This is a genomic window from Dongia rigui, from assembly GCF_034044635.1.
GTDB lineage: Bacteria > Pseudomonadota > Alphaproteobacteria > Dongiales > Dongiaceae > Dongia > Dongia rigui.
Map to the genome: position 1 here is coordinate 318,031 of NZ_JAXCLX010000004.1, position 24,848 is coordinate 342,878.

General features: G+C 61.3%; 20 protein-coding genes. 13 read left to right on the forward strand and 7 right to left on the reverse strand.

Features of this window, described 5'->3' with window-relative positions:
• Positions 1-20: 20 nt before the first annotated feature.
• Entirely contained in the window at positions 21-977 is a 957-nt protein-coding gene (locus SMD31_RS20305) for a diacylglycerol/lipid kinase family protein (protein ID WP_320502763.1), read from the reverse strand.
• A 4-nt stretch (positions 978-981) separates the two neighbouring features.
• Positions 982-2,088: a CDP-alcohol phosphatidyltransferase family protein gene (locus SMD31_RS20310; RefSeq protein WP_320502764.1), complete on the reverse strand. Its 1,107-nt coding sequence runs from the start codon at positions 2,086-2,088 to the stop codon at positions 982-984.
• Positions 2,089-2,271: 183 nt separating this feature from the next.
• Between SMD31_RS20310 and SMD31_RS20315 the strand changes: the two genes are divergently transcribed.
• The 11 genes from SMD31_RS20315 to SMD31_RS20365 all read left to right on the forward strand — a co-directional run bounded on the left by SMD31_RS20315 (position 2,272) and on the right by SMD31_RS20365 (position 15,749).
• A complete protein-coding gene (locus tag SMD31_RS20315) occupies positions 2,272-3,240 on the forward strand; it encodes a metallophosphoesterase family protein (RefSeq protein WP_320502765.1) in 969 nt (322 codons plus the stop codon).
• Between the two features lie 43 nt (positions 3,241-3,283).
• Positions 3,284-4,492 carry an LPS export ABC transporter permease LptF gene (gene lptF, locus SMD31_RS20320; RefSeq protein ID WP_320502766.1) on the forward strand — a complete coding sequence of 403 codons (1,209 nt, stop codon included), beginning with the start codon at positions 3,284-3,286 and terminating at the stop codon, positions 4,490-4,492.
• The gene (lptG, locus tag SMD31_RS20325) at positions 4,489-5,580 is read left to right on the forward strand and encodes an LPS export ABC transporter permease LptG (protein ID WP_320502767.1); all 1,092 of its coding nucleotides are present in this window, start codon (positions 4,489-4,491) and stop codon (positions 5,578-5,580) included. The genes lptF and lptG overlap by 4 nt, the downstream gene beginning before the upstream one ends.
• 3 nt (positions 5,581-5,583) lie before the next feature.
• Entirely contained in the window at positions 5,584-6,795 is a 1,212-nt protein-coding gene (locus tag SMD31_RS20330) for a CDP-alcohol phosphatidyltransferase family protein (RefSeq protein WP_320502768.1), read from the forward strand.
• A 110-nt stretch (positions 6,796-6,905) separates the two neighbouring features.
• Positions 6,906-7,685 carry a sterol desaturase family protein gene (locus tag SMD31_RS20335; RefSeq protein WP_320502769.1) on the forward strand — a complete coding sequence of 260 codons (780 nt, stop codon included), beginning with the start codon at positions 6,906-6,908 and terminating at the stop codon, positions 7,683-7,685.
• A 34-nt stretch (positions 7,686-7,719) separates the two neighbouring features.
• Positions 7,720-8,856 carry a dATP pyrophosphohydrolase gene (locus SMD31_RS20340; RefSeq protein ID WP_320502770.1) on the forward strand — a complete coding sequence of 379 codons (1,137 nt, stop codon included), beginning with the start codon at positions 7,720-7,722 and terminating at the stop codon, positions 8,854-8,856.
• Positions 8,857-8,862: 6 nt separating this feature from the next.
• A complete protein-coding gene (locus tag SMD31_RS20345) occupies positions 8,863-9,663 on the forward strand; it encodes a nucleotidyltransferase family protein (RefSeq protein WP_320502771.1) in 801 nt (266 codons plus the stop codon).
• 131 nt (positions 9,664-9,794) lie between these two features.
• A complete protein-coding gene (locus SMD31_RS20350) occupies positions 9,795-11,105 on the forward strand; it encodes an aminotransferase class III-fold pyridoxal phosphate-dependent enzyme (RefSeq protein ID WP_320502772.1) in 1,311 nt (436 codons plus the stop codon).
• Between the two features lie 34 nt (positions 11,106-11,139).
• Positions 11,140-14,052 (forward strand): molybdopterin oxidoreductase family protein, encoded by a 2,913-nt coding sequence (locus tag SMD31_RS20355; RefSeq protein ID WP_320502773.1) that lies wholly within the window; start codon positions 11,140-11,142, stop codon positions 14,050-14,052.
• A complete protein-coding gene (locus SMD31_RS20360; protein WP_320502774.1) occupies positions 14,049-14,807 on the forward strand; it encodes a 4Fe-4S dicluster domain-containing protein in 759 nt (252 codons plus the stop codon). Before SMD31_RS20355 ends, SMD31_RS20360 begins: the two co-directional genes overlap by 4 nt.
• Before the next feature lie 6 nt (positions 14,808-14,813).
• Positions 14,814-15,749: a dimethyl sulfoxide reductase anchor subunit family protein gene (locus tag SMD31_RS20365; RefSeq protein WP_320502775.1), complete on the forward strand. Its 936-nt coding sequence runs from the start codon at positions 14,814-14,816 to the stop codon at positions 15,747-15,749.
• Here the strand turns inward: SMD31_RS20365 and SMD31_RS20370 are convergent.
• Positions 15,746-17,128, reverse strand: a complete 1,383-nt coding sequence (locus SMD31_RS20370) for a PleD family two-component system response regulator (RefSeq protein ID WP_320502776.1) — start codon at positions 17,126-17,128, stop codon at positions 15,746-15,748. The genes SMD31_RS20365 and SMD31_RS20370 overlap by 4 nt on opposite strands.
• A gap of 17 nt (positions 17,129-17,145) precedes the next feature.
• Complete coding sequence (locus SMD31_RS20375; RefSeq protein ID WP_320502777.1) at positions 17,146-17,553, reverse strand: response regulator; 408 nt, start codon at positions 17,551-17,553, stop codon at positions 17,146-17,148.
• Positions 17,554-17,731: 178 nt separating this feature from the next.
• Between SMD31_RS20375 and SMD31_RS20380 the strand changes: the two genes are divergently transcribed.
• On the forward strand, positions 17,732-19,051 hold the full coding sequence (locus SMD31_RS20380) for a DNA polymerase IV (RefSeq protein ID WP_320502778.1): 1,320 nt from the start codon (positions 17,732-17,734) through the stop codon (positions 19,049-19,051).
• 6 nt (positions 19,052-19,057) lie between these two features.
• Here SMD31_RS20380 and SMD31_RS20385 read toward each other — a convergent pair whose 3' ends face one another.
• Positions 19,058-19,801, reverse strand: coding sequence for an EipB family protein (locus tag SMD31_RS20385; protein ID WP_320502883.1), 744 nt, complete (start codon positions 19,799-19,801; stop codon positions 19,058-19,060).
• Between the two features lie 213 nt (positions 19,802-20,014).
• Here SMD31_RS20385 and SMD31_RS20390 point away from each other — a divergent pair, with 213 nt between their 5' ends.
• A complete protein-coding gene (locus SMD31_RS20390; RefSeq protein ID WP_320502779.1) occupies positions 20,015-20,980 on the forward strand; it encodes a 2-hydroxyacid dehydrogenase in 966 nt (321 codons plus the stop codon).
• Between the two features lie 63 nt (positions 20,981-21,043).
• On the opposite strand, the gene SMD31_RS20395 is transcribed toward SMD31_RS20390, so the two are convergent.
• Together SMD31_RS20395 and SMD31_RS20400 are read right to left on the reverse strand one after the other, a co-directional pair.
• Positions 21,044-22,549, reverse strand: a complete 1,506-nt coding sequence (locus tag SMD31_RS20395; RefSeq protein ID WP_320502780.1) for a Ppx/GppA family phosphatase — start codon at positions 22,547-22,549, stop codon at positions 21,044-21,046.
• Entirely contained in the window at positions 22,546-24,708 is a 2,163-nt protein-coding gene (locus tag SMD31_RS20400; protein ID WP_320502781.1) for an RNA degradosome polyphosphate kinase, read from the reverse strand. The genes SMD31_RS20395 and SMD31_RS20400 overlap by 4 nt, the downstream gene beginning before the upstream one ends.
• Positions 24,709-24,848: the final 140 nt, after the last annotated feature.

The window sequence follows — 24,848 nt, forward strand, 5'->3', positions numbered from 1 at the left end:
GGCGCGCAGCCCCTTCTAGCTCAGAACCGGTGGAAACGCATGACCGGCCCGGCCGAGATCACGATGTGGCCGTCCGCCGGTGGTTGGAAACATTCGCCATCAATCATCAGCGGGCTCTTGATATCAAGCTCCAGCTTTTCCATGCGCCGGCTAAGATAGCCGGCCTCCGTCATCCAGGCCTTCGGCTTGCCGCGCAGGACCGAAAGTGCCGCGGCGGCAAAGCGACGTGGCGGCGAGTCAATCGTCGTCAACTGCAGGCGTCCCGGCCCCTCGCCCCAGAAAGGAGCCACACCCGGCAGGACCGAATTGAGCGTCGAACCGAGGAACATGAAGCAATCGCGACGCTCAGGTTTTCCGTCGATGGTGAGGCCCAGGCTCTCGCCGTGAAAGCCGGAGCGCGGACCGGGTCCGAACATCAGAATTTTCAAAATCGACCAGGCGATTCCAAGCTTGGCAGCAAAGACTTGTTTTGCGCCCAGCGAATGAATATCGCGGCGTACAAGCTGGGTGCCCTGATAGAAACCGACCCCACCGACCAGGAAACCACGTTCAATGACCCGCCCGTCGCCGAAATCGACCGACAGCACGGGGCGTTCCAGAACGTCACCCTCGCGGCCCGCCTCGACCTGCGCGACCAGTCGCTGAAGCCCCTCGGCAGGCAAACCTGGTTGCCCGACTTCATGGGCGATCACATTGGTCATCCCGGCCGAAAGCAGGCTGAGGCACGGTTGCTTGGCAAATGGGCTGTTGTTGAGCAGCGCGGATACGGTTGCAAGAACCGTCCCGTCGCCGCCGCTGATGACCAGATGGGTGACCCCAGCCGCCGCCATCTCAGCAAGGCAACCCGGCAATTCGTTGATGTGGTGGAATGAGTGGTGCTTGACCTGCGGGTGCTCCGCCAGCAACTGGTGGATTTCACGCATCGACACCTTGTTGCGCTTGCTGTGGGCGTTGCTGATGACACCAATTCGTACCATCTCGTCACACGGCCTCGGTCAGCCACGACTGCAGCCTCTGGCCGCGCGCCCTGGCAACGAAGGCCTGGCAAATGCGCAGGCAATGGAAGACAAACGAAAGAATGGTCCACCAGGCGACGACCTCGAATCCCAATGCCGGCGCCCCCAGGATGACCGCGATGCTCAAAATGATGAGGTTTGGGTTACGTCGCGCTGTTATCTGGCGAAAGGCGGAATCAAGCGGCCGCCAGATGTGCATCTCAATGCCGAACTGCCAGATGAAAAGCCCCTCCTGGCCGCGTCCCAGAATATAGCCGGCGATGATGACCCAGAAAGTCCAGGGAGCAACGGCCGCCGCCCCACCCAGGCCTTCATACCAGGCCCAATACCAGAAAGGCGGATGGACCAGATCGGTACCGTGGTCGAACACGTTGCCCCATTTGCTTGAGGTCAACGTGACGCGCGCCAGCTTGCCATCGACCGTGTCGAGAAAGCACATCGCCCAGGCCGCAATGAGTCCTGTGCCAAACGCACCGATCCAAAAGGCCCAGGTGGCCAACAGCACGCAGATGAAACTCACCAGCGTGACCATATTGGGCGAAATGCCATAGCGTGCGCAGAAACGCGTCACATAAAGCGCAGGCACCGGCCAGACATGCTTGGTCACGACGTCGGTGACACCCTTGTACGATTCGAGATACATGCGGCGTTCGATATCGCGCGCGGTCATCTCATCGAGGGCAAAGATATAGGGCGCCCCTTTGCGGCGGAGCGCCTTGTTGTAGTTGCTGGCCAGTCCCGCAGCGTCGAGACACGGCAAACCGGCAGGAAGATCCTGGCGGCGACCGCTTTCAACAGCTGTCCTTGCCTGACCGAGTTGGGCACTGTCGGCGCAATGCACGGCCACGGGCCGACCGCGACCGTCAATCAATGCCCGACCCGGCTGCTGGACAAGGGCCTTCACCAGGGCCTCGTCCAGAATGACGTCGGACCGAAAAACCAGCGGAGTTGAGTAGCCCCCCACCCGCGCCAGGGCGCGCTCCAGACGCGCTTTCGGCGTCAGCCCCCAGACGATCTCATTCGACTCGTGGACGAAGATTGGTAGCAATCCTCTATCCGATTGAACTATCATGATATTTTATCGTCTTTAGCGCCTGTGAGAGGCTTTGTTAGCGCCGATTGGGTAACGCCGTCTAGCCAAATCCGACGCTTCGACACATTGCTGTTAGAAGCTTGACCAGACGAGATAATCGGCCCAGATAAGGCACCCGGAAAGGGCGGCCGGCCGACCAGCATATCCTGCAAGGAATACCCTGTGACTGCCTATACCTTGGCACATTTCAGCGACCCCCATTTGGGTCCCCTGCCCGCCGCCGGGTGGCGTGAGTTGGCCAACAAGCGGCTTTCAGGATTCTTTTCCTGGACCCGCAACCGCGTGGATATCCACAAGCCGGAAGTCTTGAGACTGCTGGTCGAGGATTTGAAGCGTCACGCGCCCGACCATATCGCGATCACTGGGGATCTGGTGAACATCTCGCTTCCGGCGGAATTCCGTGCCGCAGCGCGTTGGCTGCAAAGCGTCGGGACCGCGGACAAGGTCACGGTCATCCCCGGCAATCACGATGCCTACATCGATATGCCCTGGTCGGAATCACTGGCCCAATGGGCGCCCTACATGGCTGGCGAACGTGACGGCGTCGACCATGCATCCGAGCCTCAATCCAGCAGCGATTTCCCCTTCGTCCGACACCTTGGCGAAATCGCCCTGATCGGGACATCGACGGCGGTGCCGATGCCACCCTTCATTGCCGCAGGCCGCCTGGGATCAGCGCAATTGGATCGCCTGCGCCGGCAATTGCTGGCCCTTGGACAGCGCGGCCTCTTTCGCGTTGTTCTCATCCATCATCCGCCCTTTGGCGGCGGCGCCTATAAGCGCAAATCGTTGTTGGACGCCAAGGATTTTCAGGCGGTCATCGCAGAAGCCGGTGCAGAACTGGTGCTGCATGGCCACACCCACGTTTCCGGACTAGGCAGGATCCACACGGCGAAGGGACCAATTCCTGTCATCGGCGTGCCGTCCGCCTCGGCCGTCGCCGCAGGCCACAAAGACGCCTCTCGCTATCACCTCTACCGAGTCAGCAGGCAGGCCGATTCCTGGCGGCTCGACGTCGACATCCGTGGCCTCAACGCGGCCCAGAATGCCTTCGCGGCGCAAGGCAGTATGTCAATGGCGATTCCCTTGTTAGTATCGCCCAATGTCCCGGTAGCCGGAGCGGCCGCCTGATGTATACCCGCGCCGCGATTTGGCTTGAGGCAGCAGCGTTTTCATGAAGTTTCTGCGCATCGACATTTATATTTTGAAACGGGTCGCATTGCCCCTGCTGGCGACCGTTGGGATCGCCATGGCGGCCCTGCTCCTCGAGCGCCTGATCCGCTTGCTCGACCTTTTCGCCAACCGCGGCGGACCGCTCAACATCGTTCTCAAGATGCTGGCCAATCTGGTACCGCATTATCTCGGCATAGCCGTTCCAGCAGCCCTTTTTGTTGGCGTGCTCTATGCCAGCATGCGCCTCTCCTCGGACAGCGAACTCGACGCCATGCGCGCGAGCGGCCTCTCGCTTCGGCGCTTGCTGATGCCGATTCTGGCCCTTTCAGTCGTGCTGGCGATCGTCAGTGCCTATCTCATCGGCTTTCTGCAGCCCTATACCCGGTTTGCCTATCGCGCTCTGGTTCACCTGGTCGTCGAAACGGCTTGGGACTCAGCCATCGAGCGCGGTGCCTTTTTCAGCGGGTTTGGTGGCAAGACGATCCTGATCGGCGACATTTCCGAAGGCGGCAGCAAGCTCTCGCAGATATTCGTCAAGGAAGTGGACGAGAACGGCCAGGATCTGGTTACCACGGCAGAAAGCGGTCAGCTGGAGCGCAATGCAGACCTCTCTCTCGTCCTCACCTTGCACAATGGCGTCCGCACCGAAACCACGCCAGGTACGAATCAATCCAAGGCCGTGGTCTTTACCGAACTCGAACTGCCGATGGACACCGTGGCCCCCGAGCCTTTTAGAAATCGCGGCGAGCGGGAAAGCGAGCTCGATTTCTTCGAGCTCATTCACGCCTATTTCAATACCCCGACCGGCCTTCACATCGAAGACATCAAGGGCGAATTGAACAGCCGGCTGGTGAGAACATTATCGATCATCTTCCTGCCGCTGCTGGCTATGCCAATCGGTGTTTCTTCCCGCCGCACCTCCAAGGGCGTCCGCATGCTGGTCGGTATCCTGTTCCTGGTCGCATATTTCCAGATTCTGCAGTTCGGCCGGGATGCCGTCGGCAGCGGCATAACCGGGTCTGCCATTGCGTTGTGGCTGCCATTCGTGGTCTTCGGCTGTGTCAGCACGTGGCTGTTCTATCTCGCCAATTCCCGCCCAGGCGCCGATCCCCTGGCGCATGTCTTTGAATCGATTTCCGACGGCTCCGGCTGGATCTGGAATCGCGTGCAAAGGATCATGCCGCGTCGTTCGCAAGGGGCGGCGGAATGAACACGTTTGCCCGCTACGTCCTCAAGAGCTTTCTGTGGCAGTTTCTCCTGCTTCTGACGGGCTTCACAGCTTTGCTGCAGCTGTTTGATCTACTCAACAACAGCGCCGACATCCTTGAAGACCATATGGGCCAGATGAGTGCCGTGTTCGAATATGCGGCGCTGCGCTTGCCGGAGATCATGTCGTTCCTCGTTCCCTTTGCCGTCCTCATGGCCGCCCTCGTGACCCTCGGCAAGATGGAGCGGGACAACGAGATCATGGCCTACAAGGCTGCGGGCGCGCCCTATTTCACGGTGCTATGGGCCTTCCTGCCAGCCGTTGGAATCGTGGCGATCCTCCATTTCTTCCTGGCGGATCGCATTGTGCCGCTGTCGATTCAAGCGCTGATACAACAGGACCTGTCGGTCGAACGCACCAAGTCGAAGAACGAGGCGAAGGACGAGCCCCTCTTCGTGCAGGAAGGTAAGTCGGTCGTGGAGGCTGGCGCCGTCGGCCAGGACGGTACCGTGCTCAGTCACCTGCGCATTTACGAGCGCGCCGACAGTGGCAAGATCATTCGGCAGGTCTTCGCCAACGATGCCCGCTATGACGCCGCCGCCGGTCTGTGGCATCTAAGTGATGTCTGGACGACAGTGGTTCCCGAAGGTGACGCGGCGCAAACCAAGCACACCCAGAACTGGGATTGGCAGACGCAGCTGACACCGGCCGAATTTTCGGACCTGGTCGAAAAGCCTCAGGCGATGACCCTGGGGAAGATCTGGGGTTTCATCTCGTCCACACAAGTCGGGGTGCGGCCGACTTATTTCTACGAAACCTGGCTGCAAAAACGCATCGCGCTGCCGGTCAGTTCGATCCTGATGATCCTCCTCGCCGCACCTGTCGCCCATTCCCTGCATCGGCGCGAACGCGGCCTCGCCATGGGCATGACGGTCGGTTTCGGTCTGGGTTTCCTCTATTTCCTCACCGACGGCCTCGTCCTGTCGCTGGGTGAATCTGGTGCCGTTCCGCCGTTCCTGGCGGCATGGCTGCCGATCCTTTTGTTCGCCGCCATTGGCGGCGCCTGGCTCATCAAGCAAGAAGGCTATTGAGCCATGAAATTGTGGATCGACGCCGGGCGCAGCAGCGCCGAGCGCGTCTTTGGCATGGACCTGATCGAGCGCCATCTCAAAGCTGTGCGGCATCAAAAGATCGACCTCAGCGAAGTCATCATCGATGTGGGCGCCGGACCAGTTCCGGACTGGGTCGCCGAGCCACGCCTGGCATGCCCCGTGCGCGTTGTTACTGGCGAGGGTACCTGCGGTGACCGCCTGCGCGCCGCGTTGGCGGCAAACGAACCGCTGCTGGCAACCGACGCCGCGAGCCTCGCGGATGGCCGGCTCTACCGCTATCTGGCCGACCGGTCTGGCAGTTGCGCCGTACGCGCCAACAAAGCGACCATCGCGCGGATCGAACCGGTGGACGCATCGCGCATCCTCGTGGCGCCGACCCTTGATGCGGTCACAGCCCCCCTCACCGAAATCCGGCAAGACGACTTCCCCGCCTTCGTTGCCAAGTTGCGCCGCTCTCTGCCCTTTTACTTGTTCTCGGTGACCAATGCCGCCGAGCGGAACAGCGTCGAGAGGTTCCTATTCTGGTCGAACTACAAGGGCTCGACCGATTTCTTCACGAAGTACGTTTATCCGCCGCTGGTCTGGGCCATGGTGCCACCCTTGGCGCGGGCGCGTATCCATCCCAACACGGTTACCATCGTCAGCATCATCCTCACCGTCCTCGCCGTACCGCTCTTTGCGACCGGCCATTTCTGGTGGGGGTTTGCCTGCGCCTATGGCATGAGCGTACTGGATTCAGTCGACGGCAAGCTGGCGCGGCTGACCTTCACGGATTCGGCCATCGGCAACGTTCTCGACCATGGCCTCGATATCGTTCATCCGCCGTTCTGGTATTTCGGCTGGGCCATCGGGCTGCTGGGCGGGTGGGCCGCCGCCGATTTGAGCCAGCCACTTTGGCAGGCAGCCTGGGTCATGCTCGCGCTCTACATCCTCGACCGGCTCATTCTCGCGGTCTACCGCGCCAAGTTTAAGCGCGGCCTGCACACCCACGCCGCCATGGACGCCATTGTCCGGACCTTCATTTCCCGCCGAAACATCAATTTGCCGCTTTTTACTGTGGCTTATGCGGTGGGATGGGGGCTCGAGGCGTTCTATTTCATCGTTCTGTGGCAGGCGCTTACCTGCCTTTACCATGGCGGCAGAACGATCTGGATCCTCGCAACCTTCCACCCGGCACCGGCCGAACCGGTTTGATGCCGCGGCCAAGGCGCGCACGGCCATCGTTTGCTTGCCCTAAAACCTTGATCCAACTAGATTACCGCCCAGCTACACCCCAGCCAAAATTGATGAGCGAGTCGACCGCCATGCTTCGTTTCGGCTTCTGGAAGAACCGGACCCATAATCTTGATCGCATGAATCTCGCGGACCTCGTGCGCGCTTTTGCAACCTATCCCTCCGTCCATGCCTATCTCGGCGTGGCTGCAGTGAGCTTCTATTTCGTGTGGCACTGGTACGAAAGCCCGCTGCCGTTGTTGGCCGCCATCGGCCTCACAATTCTGATCTATCCGCTGGTCTGGTACGTGCTTCACCGCTGGGTGCTCCACAGCCAGTTTCTCTACAAATCGCCGCTGACCGCCAAGGTGTGGAAGCGGATCCATTTCGACCATCACCAGGATCCGCATAACCTCGTTGTATTGTTCGGCGCGCTCTACACGACGCTGCCGACAATCGCCCTCGTTACCATGCCGATCGGCTACGCCGTCGGCGGCCTTGCCGGTGCCGCAATGGCTTTTGCCAGTGGCTTGCTCACCACCTGCTTCTACGAGTTCTGCCACTGCGTGCAGCATCTCAACACAACGCCAAAGAATCCCTTCTTGAAGCGCATCAAGCAGCAGCATTTGTGGCACCACTTCCACAATGAGCAGGGCAATTACGGCATTACCAATTTCTTTTGGGACAAACTCGGCAAGACCTACTACGCCAAGGCGAGCGCGATGCCGCGGAGCCCAACAGTCCACAACATCGGCTACACCGCCGAAATGGCAGAGCGCTATCCCTGGGTGGCGCAGTTATCGAACGACACCCGCGGCGACAACAATCCGCGCCGCTTCCGCAGCGGGTCGACGAACAACCCGGCGGAATAACGCGTTCCAGAATCATAGATGAAAGCGACAGACCATGGCTGCGATCGAGGTCGTTCCGGTCACCGATAAGGCTGGGCTGAAGGCGTTCATCGCACTGCCAAAACGGCTCTATTCCGGCAGCAAAGGCTATGTCGCGCCGCTCGACATGGAGCGGGCTGAGGTCCTTTCGCCGACCAAGAACCCCTATTTCACCCATGCCAAGGCGCAGCTGTTTATCGCCAAGCGCGACGGCAAGGTTGTCGGCCGCGTGTCGGCGCAAATCTGCCAATTGGAACAGAAGCTGCGCCCCGGTACCGGCCATTTCGGCTGGATCGATGCCGAGGATGACCCGGCGATCTACCAGGCACTCGTCGACGCTGCAGCGGCCTGGCTGCGCCAACAGGGTTCGACCCGCATGGTCGGTCCCTTGAGCTTCTGCACCAATGAAGAGACCGGCCTATTGGTGGACGGTTTCGACAGCCTGCCCATGTTGATGATGCCCTATCACGCACCTTACGCAGGGCGGCATGTTGAGGCCGCTGGTTTTGCCAAGCTCAAGGACGTCGTCGCCTACGATCTCGACAAGACCGCCTACAAGCCGGTCGGCTCGTCGCGGATGCTGGAAAAGCTGCAGGCGGACGGCACTATCCGCATGCGTGGCCTCGATATGAAGAACTACACCCGCGATCTCGGCATTATCCTCGACATCTTCAACGATGCCTGGGCCGATAATTGGGGCATGATCCCCTTCACGGCGGACGAGATCGCTGCAGCGGCCAAATCGATGAAGCCGCTCATCGACCCCAATCTGGTCGTCATCGCCGAAGTTAAAGGCGAAGCCGCCGGCATGTTGGTTTGTCTCCCCAACCTCATGGAGGCGATCCGCGATTTCGACGGCAGCCTGTTGCCGTTCAATGTCCTCAAACTGCTGTGGCGCCTGAAGGCTAACAAGCTGAAGACCAGCCGCATTCCCTTGATGGGCATTCGCCGCAAGCACCACGGCTCCGTGCTGGGAGCCACTTTGCTGCCGCTGATGTTCGATCGCCTGAAAGCGCCGTTCCTGAAGCGTGGCCTTGAACGCGTCGAAATGTCCTGGATTCTCGAAGACAATATGCCGATGCGCCGCGTCATCGAAGGTGTCGGTGGCAAGGTCTACAAGACCTACCGCATCTACGAGAAATCATTGGCCTGAACGGCCATGTCGCCAGCGCCCTTCAACGCCCTGATCCTGGCCGGCAATCGTCGCGAAGGCGACAGCGTCGCCGTGCTGGCTGGCGTCACCCACAAGGCGTTGGCACCGATCAACGGCGTGCCGATGCTGCTGCGCCTCTATCGCACCTTGCGTTCCGTCGAGGGCGTCGCCGACATCCATGTCTGCATCGATGACGGCGCCCTGCTGGATACGGTGCCGGAACTGGCGGCCGCGCGCGCCAGCGGCGCCATTAAGGTGGTGGCACCCGAAGCCAGCCCCGCAGCCAGCCTCGGTGCCGCACTCGACATCATTGGCTTGCAGCATCCGCTCCTCACAACCACTGCCGACCATCCGCTTTTGACGGCGGCCATGGTCTCCCACATGCTGAAAAATGCGCCGGCCGATGCGGAACTGGCGGTCGGTCTCGCCGAGGCGGAGACGGTGACGGCGGTCTATCCCGAAGCCATTCGGACATTCTATCGCTTCAAAGGCCGACGCTTCAGCGGCTGCAACCTGTTTCTCGCGCGCGACAGCAATGCCCGCAAGGTCGCCAGCTATTGGCAGCGCATGGAGCGGCATCGGAAGAAACCCTGGCGGCTGGTCCTGGAAGTGGGGCCATTGGCGCTGCTGCGGATGGCCGTTGGTCGGCTCAGCCTAGACGATGCCTTTCAGCATGTCTCGCGCTTGACTGGCGCCCGCATTCGTCCGGTCCTGATGCCCTTCGCCGAGGCGCCGATCGATGTCGACAAGCCCGCCGATTTCGAACTGGTCACCGAAATTCTCCGCCGCCGCGAAGGCGCCGCCTAACCCTGGCATCCGCCGTCACTGGCACAGGGAATTCGCCCTGCCTGCCCCCTTGGCTTCCGCCGCGCCGGCAGACTAGGATTGTCGCAAATGGACCTGTGAAATCAGGCCTGCCGAATCGATGGAGAGGCGACATGCAGTACACCGCAAATACGCTCGAAAACCACTGGATGCCCTTCACGTCGAACCGCGACTTCAAGGCCGAGCCGCGCCTGATGGTCAAGGCCCAGGGCATGCATTACTGGAACCACAAGGGCGAGAAGCTGATCGACGCTTCGTCGGGCCTGTTCTGCTGCGCTGCCGGCCATGGCCGCACGGAGATCATCGACGCCGTCCATGCCTCGATGAAGGAGATCGACTACACGCCGCATTTCCAGGTCGGGCATCCCTCCTCCTTCGAACTGGCGCAGAAAGTCGCCAAGATTACCCCGGGTGACCTAGACTACGTCTTCTTTTGCAATTCCGGCTCAGAAGCGGTCGAAACGGCGATCAAGATCGCGCTCGCCTATCACGTCGCCAAAGGTGAAGGGCAGCGCACCCGGTTTGTCAGCCGCGAGCGCGCCTATCATGGCGTCAATATCGGCGGCGTTTCACTCTCAGGCATGGTCCGCAATCGCGAGACGTTCGGCGCCGTCATGCCGGGTGTCGCACACCTGCGGCACACCTGGCAGCCGGAGGCACGTTTCACCCGCGGCCAGCCTGAAAATGGCGCCGATCTCGCCAATGACCTGCAGCGCTTCATCGACCTCTATGGCCCGAAGTCCATCGCTGCCTGTTTCGTCGAGCCGATTGCGGGGTCGACCGGCGTTCTCATTCCGCCCAAAGGCTATCTCGAGCGCCTGCGCGAGATCTGCGACAAGAACGGCATCCTGCTGGTGTTCGATGAGGTCATCTGCGGCTTCGGTCGCACCGGCAAGGCCTTCGCGGCACAAAGCTTCGGCGTGACGCCTGACATCATCACCATGGCCAAGGCGCTTACCAATGGTGCGTTGCCAATGGGTGCGGTGGCGGTCAGCGAGAAGATCTATCACACCGTCACCAGTTCGGCGCTGGACGGCGCGGTCGAGTTCTTCCACGGATACACCTATTCGGCCCACCCCGCAGCCTGTGCCGCCGGCATCGCCGCCCTCGACGTCTACGAGAAGGAAGGCCTGTTCGAGCGCGCGGCCGAAATGTCGCCCTACTTCCTCGATCGCATGTACTCGCTGCAGAGTGTCAAGGCCGTTACCGACATTCGCGGCTACGGCATGCTGTGCGGCATCGATCTGGCACCGGCAGCGCGCCCCGGTCTGCGCGGCTTCGATGCGACCAAGCGGCTGTTTGCTAAGGGCCTGCATATCAAGTTCACGGGCGATGCCGGCATTTGCGCCCCGGCACTGGTCGCCACAAAGGCCGATATCGATGAAATTTGGCGTATCTTCAAGGAAGTCTTCAGCGAATACTGATGCCCATCACACCAGCTAGGTCACAGATCACCCAATGACCAAGCCACGCTTTCTGGCCGAGAAGATCGACGCGCCCGCACCTCGTGCCGGCGAACAGGTCATTGATTATTCGATACCTGCCGATGACGAGGTGAAGACAACCACATGTTACATGTGCGCCTGCCGCTGTGGCATCAAGGTGCACCTCAAGGACGGCCAGATTCGCTATATCGAGGGCAACCGCGACCATCCGGTGAACAAGGGCGTGCTGTGCGCCAAGGGCTCGGCCGGCATCATGACCCAGCAGTCGCCAGCCAAGCTCACCAAGCCGCTGAAACGTGTGGGTGAACGTGGCGCCGGCGAATTTGTCGAGATCGAATGGGAGGAAGCTCTTGCCATTGCGACCGACAGGCTGGCGAAGATTCGGGCGACCGATCCCAAGAGGCTCGCCTTCTTCACGGGGCGCGATCAGAGCCAGGCGCTCACCGGCTGGTGGGCGTCGAAATTCGGCACGCCGAATTTTGCCGCCCATGGCGGTTTCTGTTCGGTCAACATGGCGGCGGCCGGCCTCTATTCCCTGGGTGGCGCCTTCTGGGAATTCGGTGAGCCGGATTGGGAGCGCACGAAGTATTTCCTCATGTTCGGCGTGGCCGAAGACCATGACAGCAATCCGATCAAAATCGGCCTTGGACAGCTGAAAAGCCGGCCCTCCGACAACCCGGCCAAATTCGTCTCGGTCAATCCGATCCGCACGGGCTATTCCGCAATCGCCGATGAATGGCTCGGCATCAAGCCCGGTACCGACGGCCTCTTCGTTCTGTCGCTCATTCATGAGCTGCTCCGGAACGACAAAATCGACCTCGATTTCCTGGTGCGCTACACGAACGCGCCGTGGCTGGTCATCAACGCGCCGGACACGGAAGAACACGGCCTTATCTATCGCAACCAGGAAGGCGATCCGCTTTGCCTGGATCGCAATACCGGCACATTTGTCGACGCGATGCAGCCCGGTATTCGTCCACATCTGGTTGGCCCCGTCAGCTTGCCCGATGGGCGCCCTGCCCGCACGGTCCTCGACCTGCTGGTCTCGCGCTATCTCGATGATGCCTATGCGCCGGATCGCGTCGCACCGCAGATCGGCATCCCGGCCGAGACCATCCGGCGCATTGCCGCCGAACTGGCGGACGTTGCCTTCGAACAGACAATCGAAATCAAGACGCCTTGGACCGATTGGGCCGGCCGCCGCCATGAGAGCTTCATCGGCCGGCCGGTTTCCATGCACGCGATGCGCGGCGTCTCGGCGCATTCCAATGGCTTTCAGACGTGTCGCGCCATCCATGTCTTGCAGATGCTGCTGGGCAGCATCGACTGCCCCGGTGGCTGGCGCTACAAGCCGCCCTTCCCCAAGGTACCTGGATCCGGCCCCACGCCCTCGCCCATGGTCGGCCCCAACCAGCCGCTCACCGGCATGCCGCTCGGCTTCCCCCAGGGGCCAAAGGATCTGCTGGTCGACACCCTCGGCCAACCGCTCCGCATCGACAAGGCCTATTCCTGGGAGGCGCCTCTGGCCCTCCACGGGTTGATGCACATGGTCATTCACAATGCCTGGAAGGGCGATCCCTACACGATCGATACGCTCTTCCTCTATATGGCCAACATGGCCTGGAACTCGTCGATGAACACGGCGGGTACCATGGACATGTTGAAGGACAAGAACCCGGCGACGGGCGAGTACCGCATCCCCTTCATCATCTACAGCGATGCGTATTATTCCGAGACGGTCGCCTTCGCCGATCTGGTCCTCCCTGACACCACCTATCTTGAGCGCTGGGACTGCATTTCGCTGCTCGATCGCCCGATCAGCCACGCCGACGCGGCCGGGGACGCCATTCGGCAACCGATCATCAAGCCAGATCGCGACGTGCGGGCATTCCAGGACGTCTTACTCGACTTGGGCACAAGGCTGAAATTGCCTGGCATGGTGAGCGAGGATGGCAGCGCGCTCTATCCGGGGGGCTTGCGCGACTACATCCTGAAGCATGAACGCAAGCCCGGTATCGGCATGTTGAGTGGCTTCCGCGGCGACGGCACGGAGGAAGGGCGCGGGAAGCCGAACCCCGACCAGCTCGATCGCTACATTGCCAATGGCTGCTTCCACAAGATGGTCATCCCGGAGAATGCGCGCTTCAACCGCTTTGGCAATCTCGATTACCTGAAATGGGCGACCGCGCGCGGCCTGATCGACAATCCGGACCCGATGGTCCTGCAGCTCTATTCCGAGCCGATGCGGCGTTTCCAGCTCGCCGCCGAAGGCTTCGGCGACCGGCAGCCGGCCAATGAGCATGATGCCGCCCGCATTCGCGCCTTCGCCGATCCGCTGCCGATCTGGTACCCGCCCTTTGGCGAAGCTGAAACGGATGACGGTTTCCCGCTGCACGCGCTGACGCAGCGGCCGATGCATATGTACCATTCCTGGGGTACGCAGAATGTGTGGCTGCGCCAGTTGCAGGCACGCAACCCGCTCTTCGTGCATCACACAACGGCGGCTGAGCTCGATTTGACGGATGGCGATTGGGTCTGGATCGAAAGCGCCCATGGCAAGGTGAAGGCCGAAGTCAAACTAATGGATGGCGTGCACCCGGGCACGGTCTGGACCTGGAACGCCATCGGCAAGCGCAAGGGCGCCTGGAATCTTGTGCCGCAAGCACCGGAGGCTAAATCCGGCTTCCTGCTCAACCATGTCATCAGTGAGTTGCTGCCACCGCGCGAGGACGGTTATCGATATACGAATTCGGACCCGATCACCGGCCAGGCGGCCTGGTTCGATCTCAAGATCAAGCTGAGGAAATGTTCGGTCGAAGAATTCGGTATGACGGAGCCGAGCTTTGCGGCGCAGCCGCAACGCGGCCCGACCCCGGAACGGACCGTTCGCTATGGCGCCCCTCTTAAGAAGGGGGCTGCGGAATGACCTCCCTCCCCGCTGAACCGGCCACACGACGCCTGGGGCTGGTCATCGATCTCGATATCTGTGTCGGGTGCCATGCCTGCGCCGTCAACTGCAAGGAATGGAACGCCGGCGGCCACATGGCGCCGTTGACCGATTTCGATGCGTTTGGGGAAAAGCCGAGCGGCGTCTGGTTCAACCGTATCCACACCTTCGAAGCCGGCGAAGGTGCCGACGGCCGCACGGTGCATTTCCCAAAATCCTGTCTGCATTGCGAGAAGCCGGATTGCGTGACGGTCTGCCCGACCGGCGCTTCCTTCAAGCGCGCGGAAGACGGCATCGTGCTGGTGAACGAGGATTTCTGCATCGGCTGCAAGCTTTGCTCCTGGGCCTGTCCCTATGGCGCGCGCGAGTTCGACGAAGACGTCGGGGTGATGAAGAAGTGCACGCTCTGCATCGATCGCATCTATAACGAAACGCTCGACGCCGTGGAGCGCGTCCCCGTTTGCGTCTCCACCTGTCCGGTCGGTGCCCGGCATTTCGGCGATCTCGGCGATCCCGCCTCCAGCGTCTCCCAATTGGTGGCAGAGCGCGAGGGCTACGACCTGATGCCCGAGATGGGCTATCGCCCCACCAACAAGTATCTGCCGCCGCGGCCGCGAAAGGTCGGCACCGCGGCGTCTGCGGGGACGTCCTGCGCCACCACGCCGGCAACGGAACAGTCTGATCTCTCGACCCATCCCTTCCTGCGCTGGGTCGACCGGCTGCTGACGCGCTGAGGCCGCATGTATCCAGCCTATTCCGTCATCTTCTTCACCAGCGCTTCCGGCGCTGGCTACGCGTTGCTGGCTCTCCTCAACCTGCTGGCGTTGTTTGGCCTCCTGCCGGCTGAAAGATGGCTGGGCCTCACCGGCTTCCTTGTCGGACTGATTGCCGTTACCGCCGGCCTCCTCTCCTCCACCTATCATCTCGGCCGCCCAGAGCGCGCCTGGCGGGCCTTTTCGCAATGGCGCTCGTCCTGGCTGTCGCGCGAGGGCGTCCTCGCCGTGGTGACCTTTGCCCCGGCCGGCATCACGGCCTTGGGCTGGGTCTTTTGGGAGCAGATCTGGTGGTTCCCGGCGATTATCTTGATCGCCTGCACGGTGGCCACGATCTGTGCGACGGCCATGATCTATGCCAGCTTGAAGACGATCCGGCGCTGGAACAATGGCTGGACCTTGCCCGGCTATCTCGGCATGGGCCTGGCCAGCGGCAGCCTGTGGCTCTGCCTGCTATGCGCCTTGTTCGGACTCGAAACGCGCCTCCCCAGCCTGCTTGCCATCGCCATGGTCGCCATTGCTGCCGGGATCAAGCTCGGCTACTGGCGTTTCGTCGATGGCGATATCGGGGCATCTACGGCGGGATCTGCAACCGGCCTCGGTCGGTTCGGCAAGGTGCGACTCTTTGCGGCTCCGCATACGGAGGAGAACTATCTCCTCAAGGAAATGGGCTTCAAGGTTGCCCGCAAGCATGCGCAAAAGCTGCGGCGGATTGCATCGCGTGGCGCCTTCGCCGTTCCGCTGATCGCGGTCCTGCTGGCCTTGGCTGTTCCGACTGCCGGTCCGTGGCTGATGGTCGTCGCCGTGTTGGCGAATGCGATCGGCACCGTCACCGAACGTTGGCTTTTCTTTGCCGAAGCGCGCCATGTCGTGACGCTCTATTACGGAGCCGACGCCGCCTAGAGCAGTGCGCTGGGGTCAGCGATCACTTGGTTGCGGCCGTTCTGCTTGGCCCGGTAGAGCGCCGCATCGGCGATTTTCAACAGTTCCTCGCCGGGAATGACCTTGGTCGTCGCGGCAAGTCCGATCGACACGGTCACCGACAATTCGCTGTTCGGCGCCCCATCCACCTTCATCGGCGTATCCGAGACTCGCCGGCAGAGACGCTCGGCGACCTTGAGTGCCGATTGGCCATCCGTGTCAGGCAGCAGGCAGACGAATTCCTCGCCGCCGGTACGCGCCACCATGTCGAAGTTGCGCATCGCGGCAGTTGCCCGCTGAGCAAACTGCTTCAGCACCTCGTCGCCGGCGGCATGGCCATAGCTGTCATTCACGTTCTTGAAGCGATCGAGATCGCAGACCAGAACACTCAGCGCCTTGCCACTGTCCTTCACCCGGTCCATCAGGCCTTCAAGATGACGCATCGCATAGCGCCGGTTGTAAAGCCCGGTGAGGCTATCCGTCAGCGCCAGCGACAGGCTGCGCTCGTAATTGGCGCGCAGGCGGTCCTGGTAGCGGCGCCGCCGCACCTGGATGCGCACGCGCGCCAACAACTCGTTGGGATCGATCGGCTTCATCAGATAATCGCTGGCGCCGATATCGAGGCCCTTGATGAGCCGCGGCATGTCGAATTCCTCGACGATGAGGAGGATCGGAACCTGCCGCGTTTCTTCCTGCGATCTGAGATGCGAGCACAGGCGCAGGCCATCTTCGCCACCCACCTGGATATTGGTGATGATGAGGTCGAAGCGTTTGCTCGCCGCCAGTTCCTGTGCCTTGGCGAGGCTGTCGGTCACTTCGACATTGTCCTCGTCCTTGGCGAGTACCTGGACCACGCGCTGGGCGGCCGGCGCAAAGCTCTCGACCAGGAGGACCGAGGCCTTCCGATCTTCATTCACCTCGGGCTCATTGGAACCCAGCAGATCGAACTGGCCGGACGTCTGCTCGCGCATACGCCATTCGTCCATGATCATCTTGAGACGAACAAGCGAGCGGACACGGGCAAAGAGCGCCAGATCATTGACCGGCTTGGTCAGGAAGTCGTCGGCCCCGGCCTCCAACCCGCGCACCCGGTCGCTGGGGTCGCTGAGGGCCGTCACCATCACGACGGGCAGGAAATGCGTCTTCGGGTTGGCGCGAATGCGCGCGCAGACCTCAAAGCCATCCATTTCCGGCATCATGACGTCGAGCAGGACGATATCAGGTATTTGCTTGTCGATGAGTTCGAGCGCTTCTTTGCCGCTCGCGGCACTGACAACTTCGAAATATTCGGCTGCCAACTTTGCTTCAAGCAAGCGGACATTCGCCGGAATGTCGTCGACGACCAGAATGCGAGCGGACATTTAATCAGCCAGCCGCGTTATTGCAGGAAACGATCGACGGTCTCCAGAAACTGGACGACGGAAATCGGCTTGGCGATATAGGCCTCGCACCCACCCTCGCGGATCTTCTCCTCATCACCCTTCATGGCGAAGGCCGTGACGGCGATGATCGGAATCGCGCGCAGGTTGTCGTCTTCCTTGATCCACTTGGTGACTTCCAGGCCCGAGACCTCGGGCAATTGGATATCCATCAGAATCAGGTCGGGCTTGTGCTGGCGCGCCAGTTTCAATGCGTCCATGCCATCCTTGGTCTGCAGGATGTTGTAACCCTGCGCCTGGATGAGATCGTGGAAAAGCTTCATATTGAGTTCGTTGTCCTCGACGATCAGGATCGTCTTCGACGCCGCCTTCTTGCGCTTTTCTTCGGACGTTAGCTGGTCTGCCATAAAACCTCCCACCGGCCCAGACACCGGCACCCCCACACCGACTCCATTAAGTCGGCATAAATGTCACTCGACCCTATTCCCGCCGACTTTTCAATGCCATATTAGTAAATCTTCGACGAAAATTCCAAGGTGAATCCGATCGTCGTTAAGAATTGCGGCACGTCCTGGGAGCGCGGCAGTGTCCGGCCTTTGTCGCGAATGCGAAACATTTTTTCCCACCCCCCACATTCCTGAGGGGGGTGCTGCAGGCCACAAATCCGGCCAGGACGCCGCAACGCCCCGCGCGCGCTGCCCCCGCTGCCGCTCGCCGCGTGTCATCGTTCACGCCGAGCTGGAACAACTGAGCATCGGCCATGTCGATTGCGATGCCTTCTACGCGGCGGTTGAAAAGCGGGACCGGCCCGACTTGCGCGATCGGCCCGTGATCATTGGCGGCGGCCATCGCGGTGTCGTTTCGACGGCCTGCTATATCGCCCGCCTGAGTGGCGTCCGGTCGGCCATGCCTATGTTCACAGCCCGGAAATTATGCCCCGATGCGGTCGTTCTGCCGCCCGACATGGGAAAATACCGCCGCGTGGCCGGGGAGATCCGGCAATTGATGAATGCGCTGACACCGTTGGTCGAGCCGGTTTCGATCGACGAGGCCTTTCTGGACCTCTCCGGAACAGCCGCTCTGCACAAGATGAGCCCGGCCCAATCCCTCAACCACCTGACCCGCCAGATCGAGACACAGATCGGGGTCACCGTGTCGGTGGGTCTCAGCCACAACAAGTTCCTGGCAAAGCTGGCATCGGACCTCGACAAGCCGCGCGGGTTTTCGCTGATCGGACAGGCCGAAACGGCCTCGTTCCTGGCATCCCGCTCCGTCGGCATGATCTGGGGCGTGGGCAAGGTCATGCGCGAGCAGCTGGCGGGCGACGGCATCACCACCATGGGCCAGGTCCAGCAGATGGCGCTCGAGGACCTGGCCCGCCGCTATGGCCAGATGGGCAGTCATATATGGCACCTGGCGCGCGGCCTTGACCGCCGTCGTGTCGAGCCGGACAGCGCCACCAAGAGCATCTCGGCGGAGACGACCTTCGACATCGACATCGCTGACGCCGAAGCCTTGTCGGCCGAGTTGTGGCCGCTTTGCGAAAAGGTCGCATATCGCCTGAAATCAGCGGGCCTCGCCGGGCAGGTCGTCCATCTTAAGCTGAAGACCGCTGGCTTCCGCCTGATCACACGGCAAACCCGGCTGTCGGCACCGTCGCAGCTTGCCGAAACGCTCTATCGCGCCGGACAAGCCCTGTTGCAAAAGGAAGCGACCGGCGATTGGTACCGACTGATCGGGATCGGCATGGACGCCTTGCAGGACGCGCAGGATGCCGATCCGATCGACCTTGGCGACCCGGATGCCCTGCGCCGCCGCAAGGTCGAGGAAGCCATGGACAGCGTCCGCGCCAAGCTGGGGCAGGATGCCATCATCAAGGGCCGCAGCTTGAAGCCGACCAAGTAGAGCGGCTCAGCAGCTTTCCGGCGCCAGCGGCGTCAGTTCGTCTATGATCGCATGAACCTTGAGATCGCCGAGGGTAAAGGTCAGGCTGCCGACGACGCCGTTGCTGAAAAGGCGCATGCTCTGTTCCGTGTCGGGCACGCCCTCGGCCGAGTTGCCGATGTAAAAGGCCAGTGCCGCGGGAAAGGACCGCATGCCGTCGAGCTCGCGAAAGGCTTTGCCGGGCGATTTCCAGTTCAGGCTGCCCTGGCCCAGCGCCGTCCCGACCTCGACCGCCGCATTGCCGATCGACCCGTCAAACAAGTTGGCAAGCACATAGGCTTCGCCTGCCGCATCGCCCTTGATCAGCGCCTCCGTATGCTGCACCGGGAAGAGCGTCCCTTCGGGCAGCGTGAACTCAGCCTGCTGTGGCAAATCCGCGACAACTTTTGCCGGACCGCTGGCGGTTTCGCGCCGCGCCTCTCCGCGCCGGCGCGCTGTTTCCTGATCGTCCGACAGTTCGCGCGTGAAATAGCGATAGCGCGTGCCGTCCTTGGCCTCCCAGCTGACCTGGCTCCAGCCAAGGCGATGAATCTGCCCGTCCTCCCCAGCCAGGGCGATCTCGGCTTTCAGATCCATGGCCCAGCCGTCGCAGACGTCCTTGATCTCGAAAGTCATCAGACCACTGCCACCGGTCATGGAACTGCCTGTCCCGAGATCTAGGGAATAGACCACCCTGTGGGGCAACAGATCGGCCTGGGCCGGCAATGCCACAACAAGGGCGATCGCCCAGACCAACCCAAACCCAGACAATTTGCGCCGGATCGACAAAATCTTCGCCCTTTCCTGTCGTTCAGGAGGCAGTTAAAGCCGTTCCTGACAAGTATGGCATGTGCTTGTTTTGCATGATAGACGGCACCAAACAACGCCTTAACGGTCCTGGATGATCCGCCGTATGGGCCTAACCTGAGATTTTAGGGGAAACTGATGACCGCCCGGCCCAAACTGCTGATCACACGCCGCCTGCCCGATGCCGTGACCAAGCGCGTATCCGCCCATTACGAGGTCGAGCTCAATGCCGACGACCATGTCATGTCGGCGGACGAGCTGCTGACGCGCGCCCAGGGCAAGGACGCGCTGCTGGTCACGCCGGTCGACAAGATCACGCCGGAACTGGTGGAAAAGCTGCCGGCCTCGATCAAGATGATTGCCACCTTCTCGGTCGGCTTCGAGCATATCAACGTGCCGGCCCTGAAGGCCAAGGGCATCAAGGCGTCGAACACCCCGGACGTCTTGACCGATGCGACGGCCGACATTGCGCTCCTCCTCCTGCTCGGTGCCGCGCGTCGCGCTTATGAGGGTGAGCGCGCCGTGCGCGAGGGCACCTGGAAGTCCTGGTCGACCGTCTACATGCTGGGCGTTCATGCCACGGGCAAGCGCCTGGGCATCTTCGGCATGGGCCGCATCGGCCAGGCCGTCGCCAAGCGCGCCCGCGCCTTCGACATGACCATCCACTACTACAACCGCAGCCGCCTGGCCCCTGAGCTCGAGCAGGGCGCCATCTATCACAAGACGGCCGAAGACATGCTGCCGCATTGCGACTTCCTGTCCATCAACGCCCCGGGCGGGCCTGAAACGCAGCATTGGCTCAATGCCGACCGGATCGCGAAGATGCCGGACGGCGCCATCGTCGTGAACACCGCCCGCGGTGGCCTGGTCGACGATACGGCGCTCATCGCTGCGCTGAAATCCGGCAAGCTGTTCGCGGCTGGTTTGGATGTGTTCGAGAACGAGCCCAACCTCAACCCGGCCTATCGCGAATTGTCGAACGTCTTCCTGCTGCCGCATCTTGGCAGCGCCACGATCGACACGCGCAATGCCATGGGCTTCAAGGCACTCGACAACCTCGACGCCTTCTTCGCCGGCCGGGCCCTTATCGACCCGATCGCCTGACGCGCATTCTATCTCGGTGACAAAACGCCCTGCATTAAGCAGGGCGTTTTTATTTGCGCGACATCAAACGATGGCGACGGCCAGGCCAAAGGCGCGGCCGACGGCATCCAGGCGGCGCTGAATGGCTTCGCCGAACAAGGCGCCCCCGTCTTCGGGCAAATGCAATTCCAGCCGGTCGTTGCGCTTTTCGATCGAGGTCAGATTCAGCATATGCTCGGTACCGGCGGAAAGCGCATAGGCGAGCCGCAGCGCATTGCCGACCCGCCCGGCAAATGCCTTGTCGCCCTCTTCCAATAAGCCCGTATAGGGCTGCGTATAAGACGCATCCTGGCTGCCGCCATAGCGCGCGGCGATAATCAGCGCCAGGACGATGCGCTCGGGATGTGTGATACCCGCAACTGGCAGACGCAAGACACGCAAGAAGGCATGTTCGGCGCGGTAGTCCGGATGCTCGCGCCAGGCGATGTCCGACAGCAGGCACGCCGCCTCCCGCAACCGGGCGCGTGCCTTGCCTTCCGAGCGGAACAAGGGCGCCAGCCAATCATCAAGGAGATCACTGACCGATCCGAACCGGCCATCAGAACCGCCCATCTCGGCACAACCGACGAGCAGCGGATCACCCTGCTGGGCGCCGGCGTCCAGCGTGCTGAACAGATAACCCTCGCGCAATCCATAGGCCGAATAGAGCACGCATTCGGGCTTCACGGCCTTGATCAGGCGTTCCAGCACAAGCGCACCATAGGGCAGCGTTTCGAGCCGCCGCCGCGACATGCCGACGATGTTGGCAAGCGACTTCTTGCCGAGATGCGCCAGCACATTGGCCAGTTCTTCGCTTTGGCGCCGCGTCATCCGGTACTCGTGAATGACATGCAGCGGATAATCGATCTGCTCCATGTGGATGCGGGCCAACGAGCGCCAAGCGCCACCGACTGGATAAAGCGTCTTGCCTTTGACTTCGGACAACCAGCCGAGCTTTTCCAATTGCCGGTCGATCAGGCGCTGTGCTTCATCGATATTGCCGTTGGTTGCCTCGACCAGGCGCAGTGGCCCCAAGGGCAACGTCACCTGCTCGCGAATCTTGCCTTGCTCCAGGCGCACCAATTCCAGGCTGCCGCCACCAAGGTCGCCCATCAGGCCATCGGCGTCAGGAATGCCTGCCAGCACGCCCATGGCCGACAGCTTGGCTTCATCCTCGCCACTGACGATCTGGACTTTCCGGCCCGTCTCCTTCTCGATCTGCTGTGCAAATGACTTCCCGTCCTTCGCATCCCGCACCGCGGCCGTCGCCAGCAACACGACCGAATCGACGCCCATGGCTTCGGCCATGTTGACGAAGCGGCGGATGTTGACGATCGCTGCCTGCGTGCCATCGGGATTGAGCAACCCGTGGCGCTCAAGGCCCTTGCCCAATCCCGGCTGCGCCTTCTCATTGAAGACGGGCACCGGGCAACGCGAACGCTTATCAAAAACAACCAGACGCAGCGAGTTGGAGCCGATATCGATAACAGCAACACGCCCGGACTTGGTCGCCCGGGCGGTTGCGGTTGCCTTACGGAGAGATGCTGTCACTTATCGGCCTTCGGCAAATCCAGTTTCGAAATTTTCTTCTGCTTCTTCAGCGCCGACCCCCGGCCAGAGAGGCTTGGGTTGGTCATGAAATAGGTATGCGCGCTGAACCCGACAACGCCATCGGCCGGCGCAAGCCGATGATAGACGCCCTCGGAATCGAGCTCCCAGCTTTGCAGATTGTCCTTCAGATTCGCCATCATGATCTGATCGAGGATCTGTTGGTGCACCGTCGGGTTCTCGATCGGCACCATGATTTCCAATCGTCGATCCATGTTGCGCGGCATCCAGTCTGCTGACGAGATGAAGAGCTTGGCGTGGCGCGACGGCAGGGCATGCCCATTACCAAAACACATGATGCGCGAATGTTCCAGGAACCGCCCGATGATGCTCTTGACCCGGATATTCTCGGATAGACCTTTGACGCCGGGCCGCAGGCAGCAGATGCCGCGGATGATGAGCATCACCTTGACGCCCGCCTGGCTTGCCCGATAGAGGGCGTCGATGAGGCCGCCATCGACGAGCGAATTGAGCTTTACCCAGATGACACCGGTCCGCCCCGCCTTGGCATGTTCGATCTCGTCATCGATCAATTTCAGAATCGTCGTGCGCAGCGTTGTCGGCGCAAAGGCGACTTTCTCGGTCGATTGCGGCCGCGCGTAGCCGGTCATGTAGTTGAACAGCCGCGCGGCATCGTGGCAAAGCCCCGGATCGCTGGTGAAGAAGCTGAGGTCGGTATAGATCTTTGCCGTGATCGGATGATAGTTGCCGGTGCCGAAATGCACATAGGTCTTCAGCGTATTGCCTTCACGCCGCATGACCATCGACACCTTGGCATGCGTTTTCAACGCGACAAAACCATAGACGACCTGCACGCCGGCACGCTCCAGATCTCGTGCCCAGCGGATATTGGCCGCCTCGTCGAAACGCGCTTTGAGTTCCACCAGCGCGGTAACCGATTTACCGGCTTCCGCCGCCTCGATCAGCGCCTTCACGATGGGGCTGTCATCGCTGGTCCGGTACAATGTCTGCTTGATCGCCACCACATTGGGATCGCGTGCTGCCTGCAGGATGAACTGCACGACCACGTCGAAACTCTCATAGGGGTGATGAACGACGATGTCCTTGGTGCGAATGGCCGCGAAACAGTCGCCCCCCATCTCCCGGATGCGTTCGGGAAAGCGCGGGTTGAAGGGCTGGAATTTGAGATCAGGCCGGTCGCCGATGATCAGCTGCGATACCGCCGCCAGACCGATGAGGCCATCCAGCACGAACACATCCTCGCGGTCGACATCGAGTTCGTCGATGACGAAGGACAGCAGGTCCTCCGGCATTTCGGCATTGACCTTGAGGCGGATCACCAGGCCACGCCGCCGGCGTTTCAGCGCCGATTCATAGTGGCGGACAAGATCTTCCGCTTCTTCCAACACCTCGATTTCGCTGTCGCGGATGAGGCGGAAATAGCCCTTGCTGATGACTTCAAAGCCCGGGAACAGCCTGTCGAGATAGAGCCCAACGACTGATTCCAGCGTCAGGAAGCGGACATTGTAGGGGTCGCGACCCGGCAGGCGGACGAAGCGGGGCAGCAGATTGGGCAGCATGATCAGCGCCCGCATCGGCTTGCCGTCACTGATCTGGCGCAGTTCGAGCACAACGGAAAAGCCCAGATTGGGAATGAACGGAAATGGATGGGCCGGGTCGACCGCCATGGGCGTCAGCACCGGAAAAATCTGGTCCATGAAATGGTTGTCCAACCACTCCATTTCAGCGCCCGTCACCTCCGACGGCTCGACGACGGCAATGCCGTTCTCGCGGAGTTCTTCGCGCAGTTTGCGCCAATGCAGCTGCTGGGTCCGCATCAATTCGCCAGAGCGCTGGTTAATCGCTGCCAGCTGCTGGATCGGGGTCAGTCCGTCGGCGGAAATGACATTGACATGCGCCCGCTCCTGCCCGCGCAAGCCGGCAACGCGCACCATGTAGAATTCGTCGAGGTTGTTGGCCGAAATGGAAACGAAACGAACGCGCTCGAGCAGCGGGTGGGCCTTGTTGCCCGCCTCCTGCAGCACGCGCTCATTGAAGGCCAGCCAGGAGAGTTCTCGGTTGATGAAGCGATTCAACGCATCCGGTTGATATTTCGGCTCGACCAATTGTGCATCGTCCACGGGAGGGCTTCCTGTACTTGTCCGGTCCTGTTCCATACCGCCACCCGCCCCAACGGCCCTGAAAAACCGCCGCTGGCGTCGGATGGCCACCTCGCCTACAGTATAGAACACTCGTTTGGTGGTTGGTATTCCTTATAAAT

What these genes read in the sequence shown, in the direction of transcription:
- SMD31_RS20305 (WP_320502763.1), bottom strand. Translation starts at nt 977, where the DNA reads ATGGTACGAATTGGTGTCATCAGCAACGCCCACAGCAAGCGCAACAAG.
- SMD31_RS20310 (WP_320502764.1), bottom strand. Translation starts at nt 2,088, where the DNA reads ATGATAGTTCAATCGGATAGAGGATTGCTACCAATCTTCGTCCACGAG.
- lptF (WP_320502766.1), top strand. Translation starts at nt 3,284, where the DNA reads ATGAAGTTTCTGCGCATCGACATTTATATTTTGAAACGGGTCGCATTG.
- lptG (WP_320502767.1), top strand. Translation starts at nt 4,489, where the DNA reads ATGAACACGTTTGCCCGCTACGTCCTCAAGAGCTTTCTGTGGCAGTTT.
- SMD31_RS20330 (WP_320502768.1), top strand. Translation starts at nt 5,584, where the DNA reads ATGAAATTGTGGATCGACGCCGGGCGCAGCAGCGCCGAGCGCGTCTTT.
- SMD31_RS20335 (WP_320502769.1), top strand. Translation starts at nt 6,906, where the DNA reads ATGCTTCGTTTCGGCTTCTGGAAGAACCGGACCCATAATCTTGATCGC.
- SMD31_RS20340 (WP_320502770.1), top strand. Translation starts at nt 7,720, where the DNA reads ATGGCTGCGATCGAGGTCGTTCCGGTCACCGATAAGGCTGGGCTGAAG.
- SMD31_RS20345 (WP_320502771.1), top strand. Translation starts at nt 8,863, where the DNA reads ATGTCGCCAGCGCCCTTCAACGCCCTGATCCTGGCCGGCAATCGTCGC.
- SMD31_RS20350 (WP_320502772.1), top strand. Translation starts at nt 9,795, where the DNA reads ATGCAGTACACCGCAAATACGCTCGAAAACCACTGGATGCCCTTCACG.
- SMD31_RS20355 (WP_320502773.1), top strand. Translation starts at nt 11,140, where the DNA reads ATGACCAAGCCACGCTTTCTGGCCGAGAAGATCGACGCGCCCGCACCT.
- SMD31_RS20360 (WP_320502774.1), top strand. Translation starts at nt 14,049, where the DNA reads ATGACCTCCCTCCCCGCTGAACCGGCCACACGACGCCTGGGGCTGGTC.
- SMD31_RS20365 (WP_320502775.1), top strand. Translation starts at nt 14,814, where the DNA reads ATGTATCCAGCCTATTCCGTCATCTTCTTCACCAGCGCTTCCGGCGCT.
- SMD31_RS20370 (WP_320502776.1), bottom strand. Translation starts at nt 17,128, where the DNA reads ATGTCCGCTCGCATTCTGGTCGTCGACGACATTCCGGCGAATGTCCGC.
- SMD31_RS20375 (WP_320502777.1), bottom strand. Translation starts at nt 17,553, where the DNA reads ATGGCAGACCAGCTAACGTCCGAAGAAAAGCGCAAGAAGGCGGCGTCG.
- SMD31_RS20390 (WP_320502779.1), top strand. Translation starts at nt 20,015, where the DNA reads ATGACCGCCCGGCCCAAACTGCTGATCACACGCCGCCTGCCCGATGCC.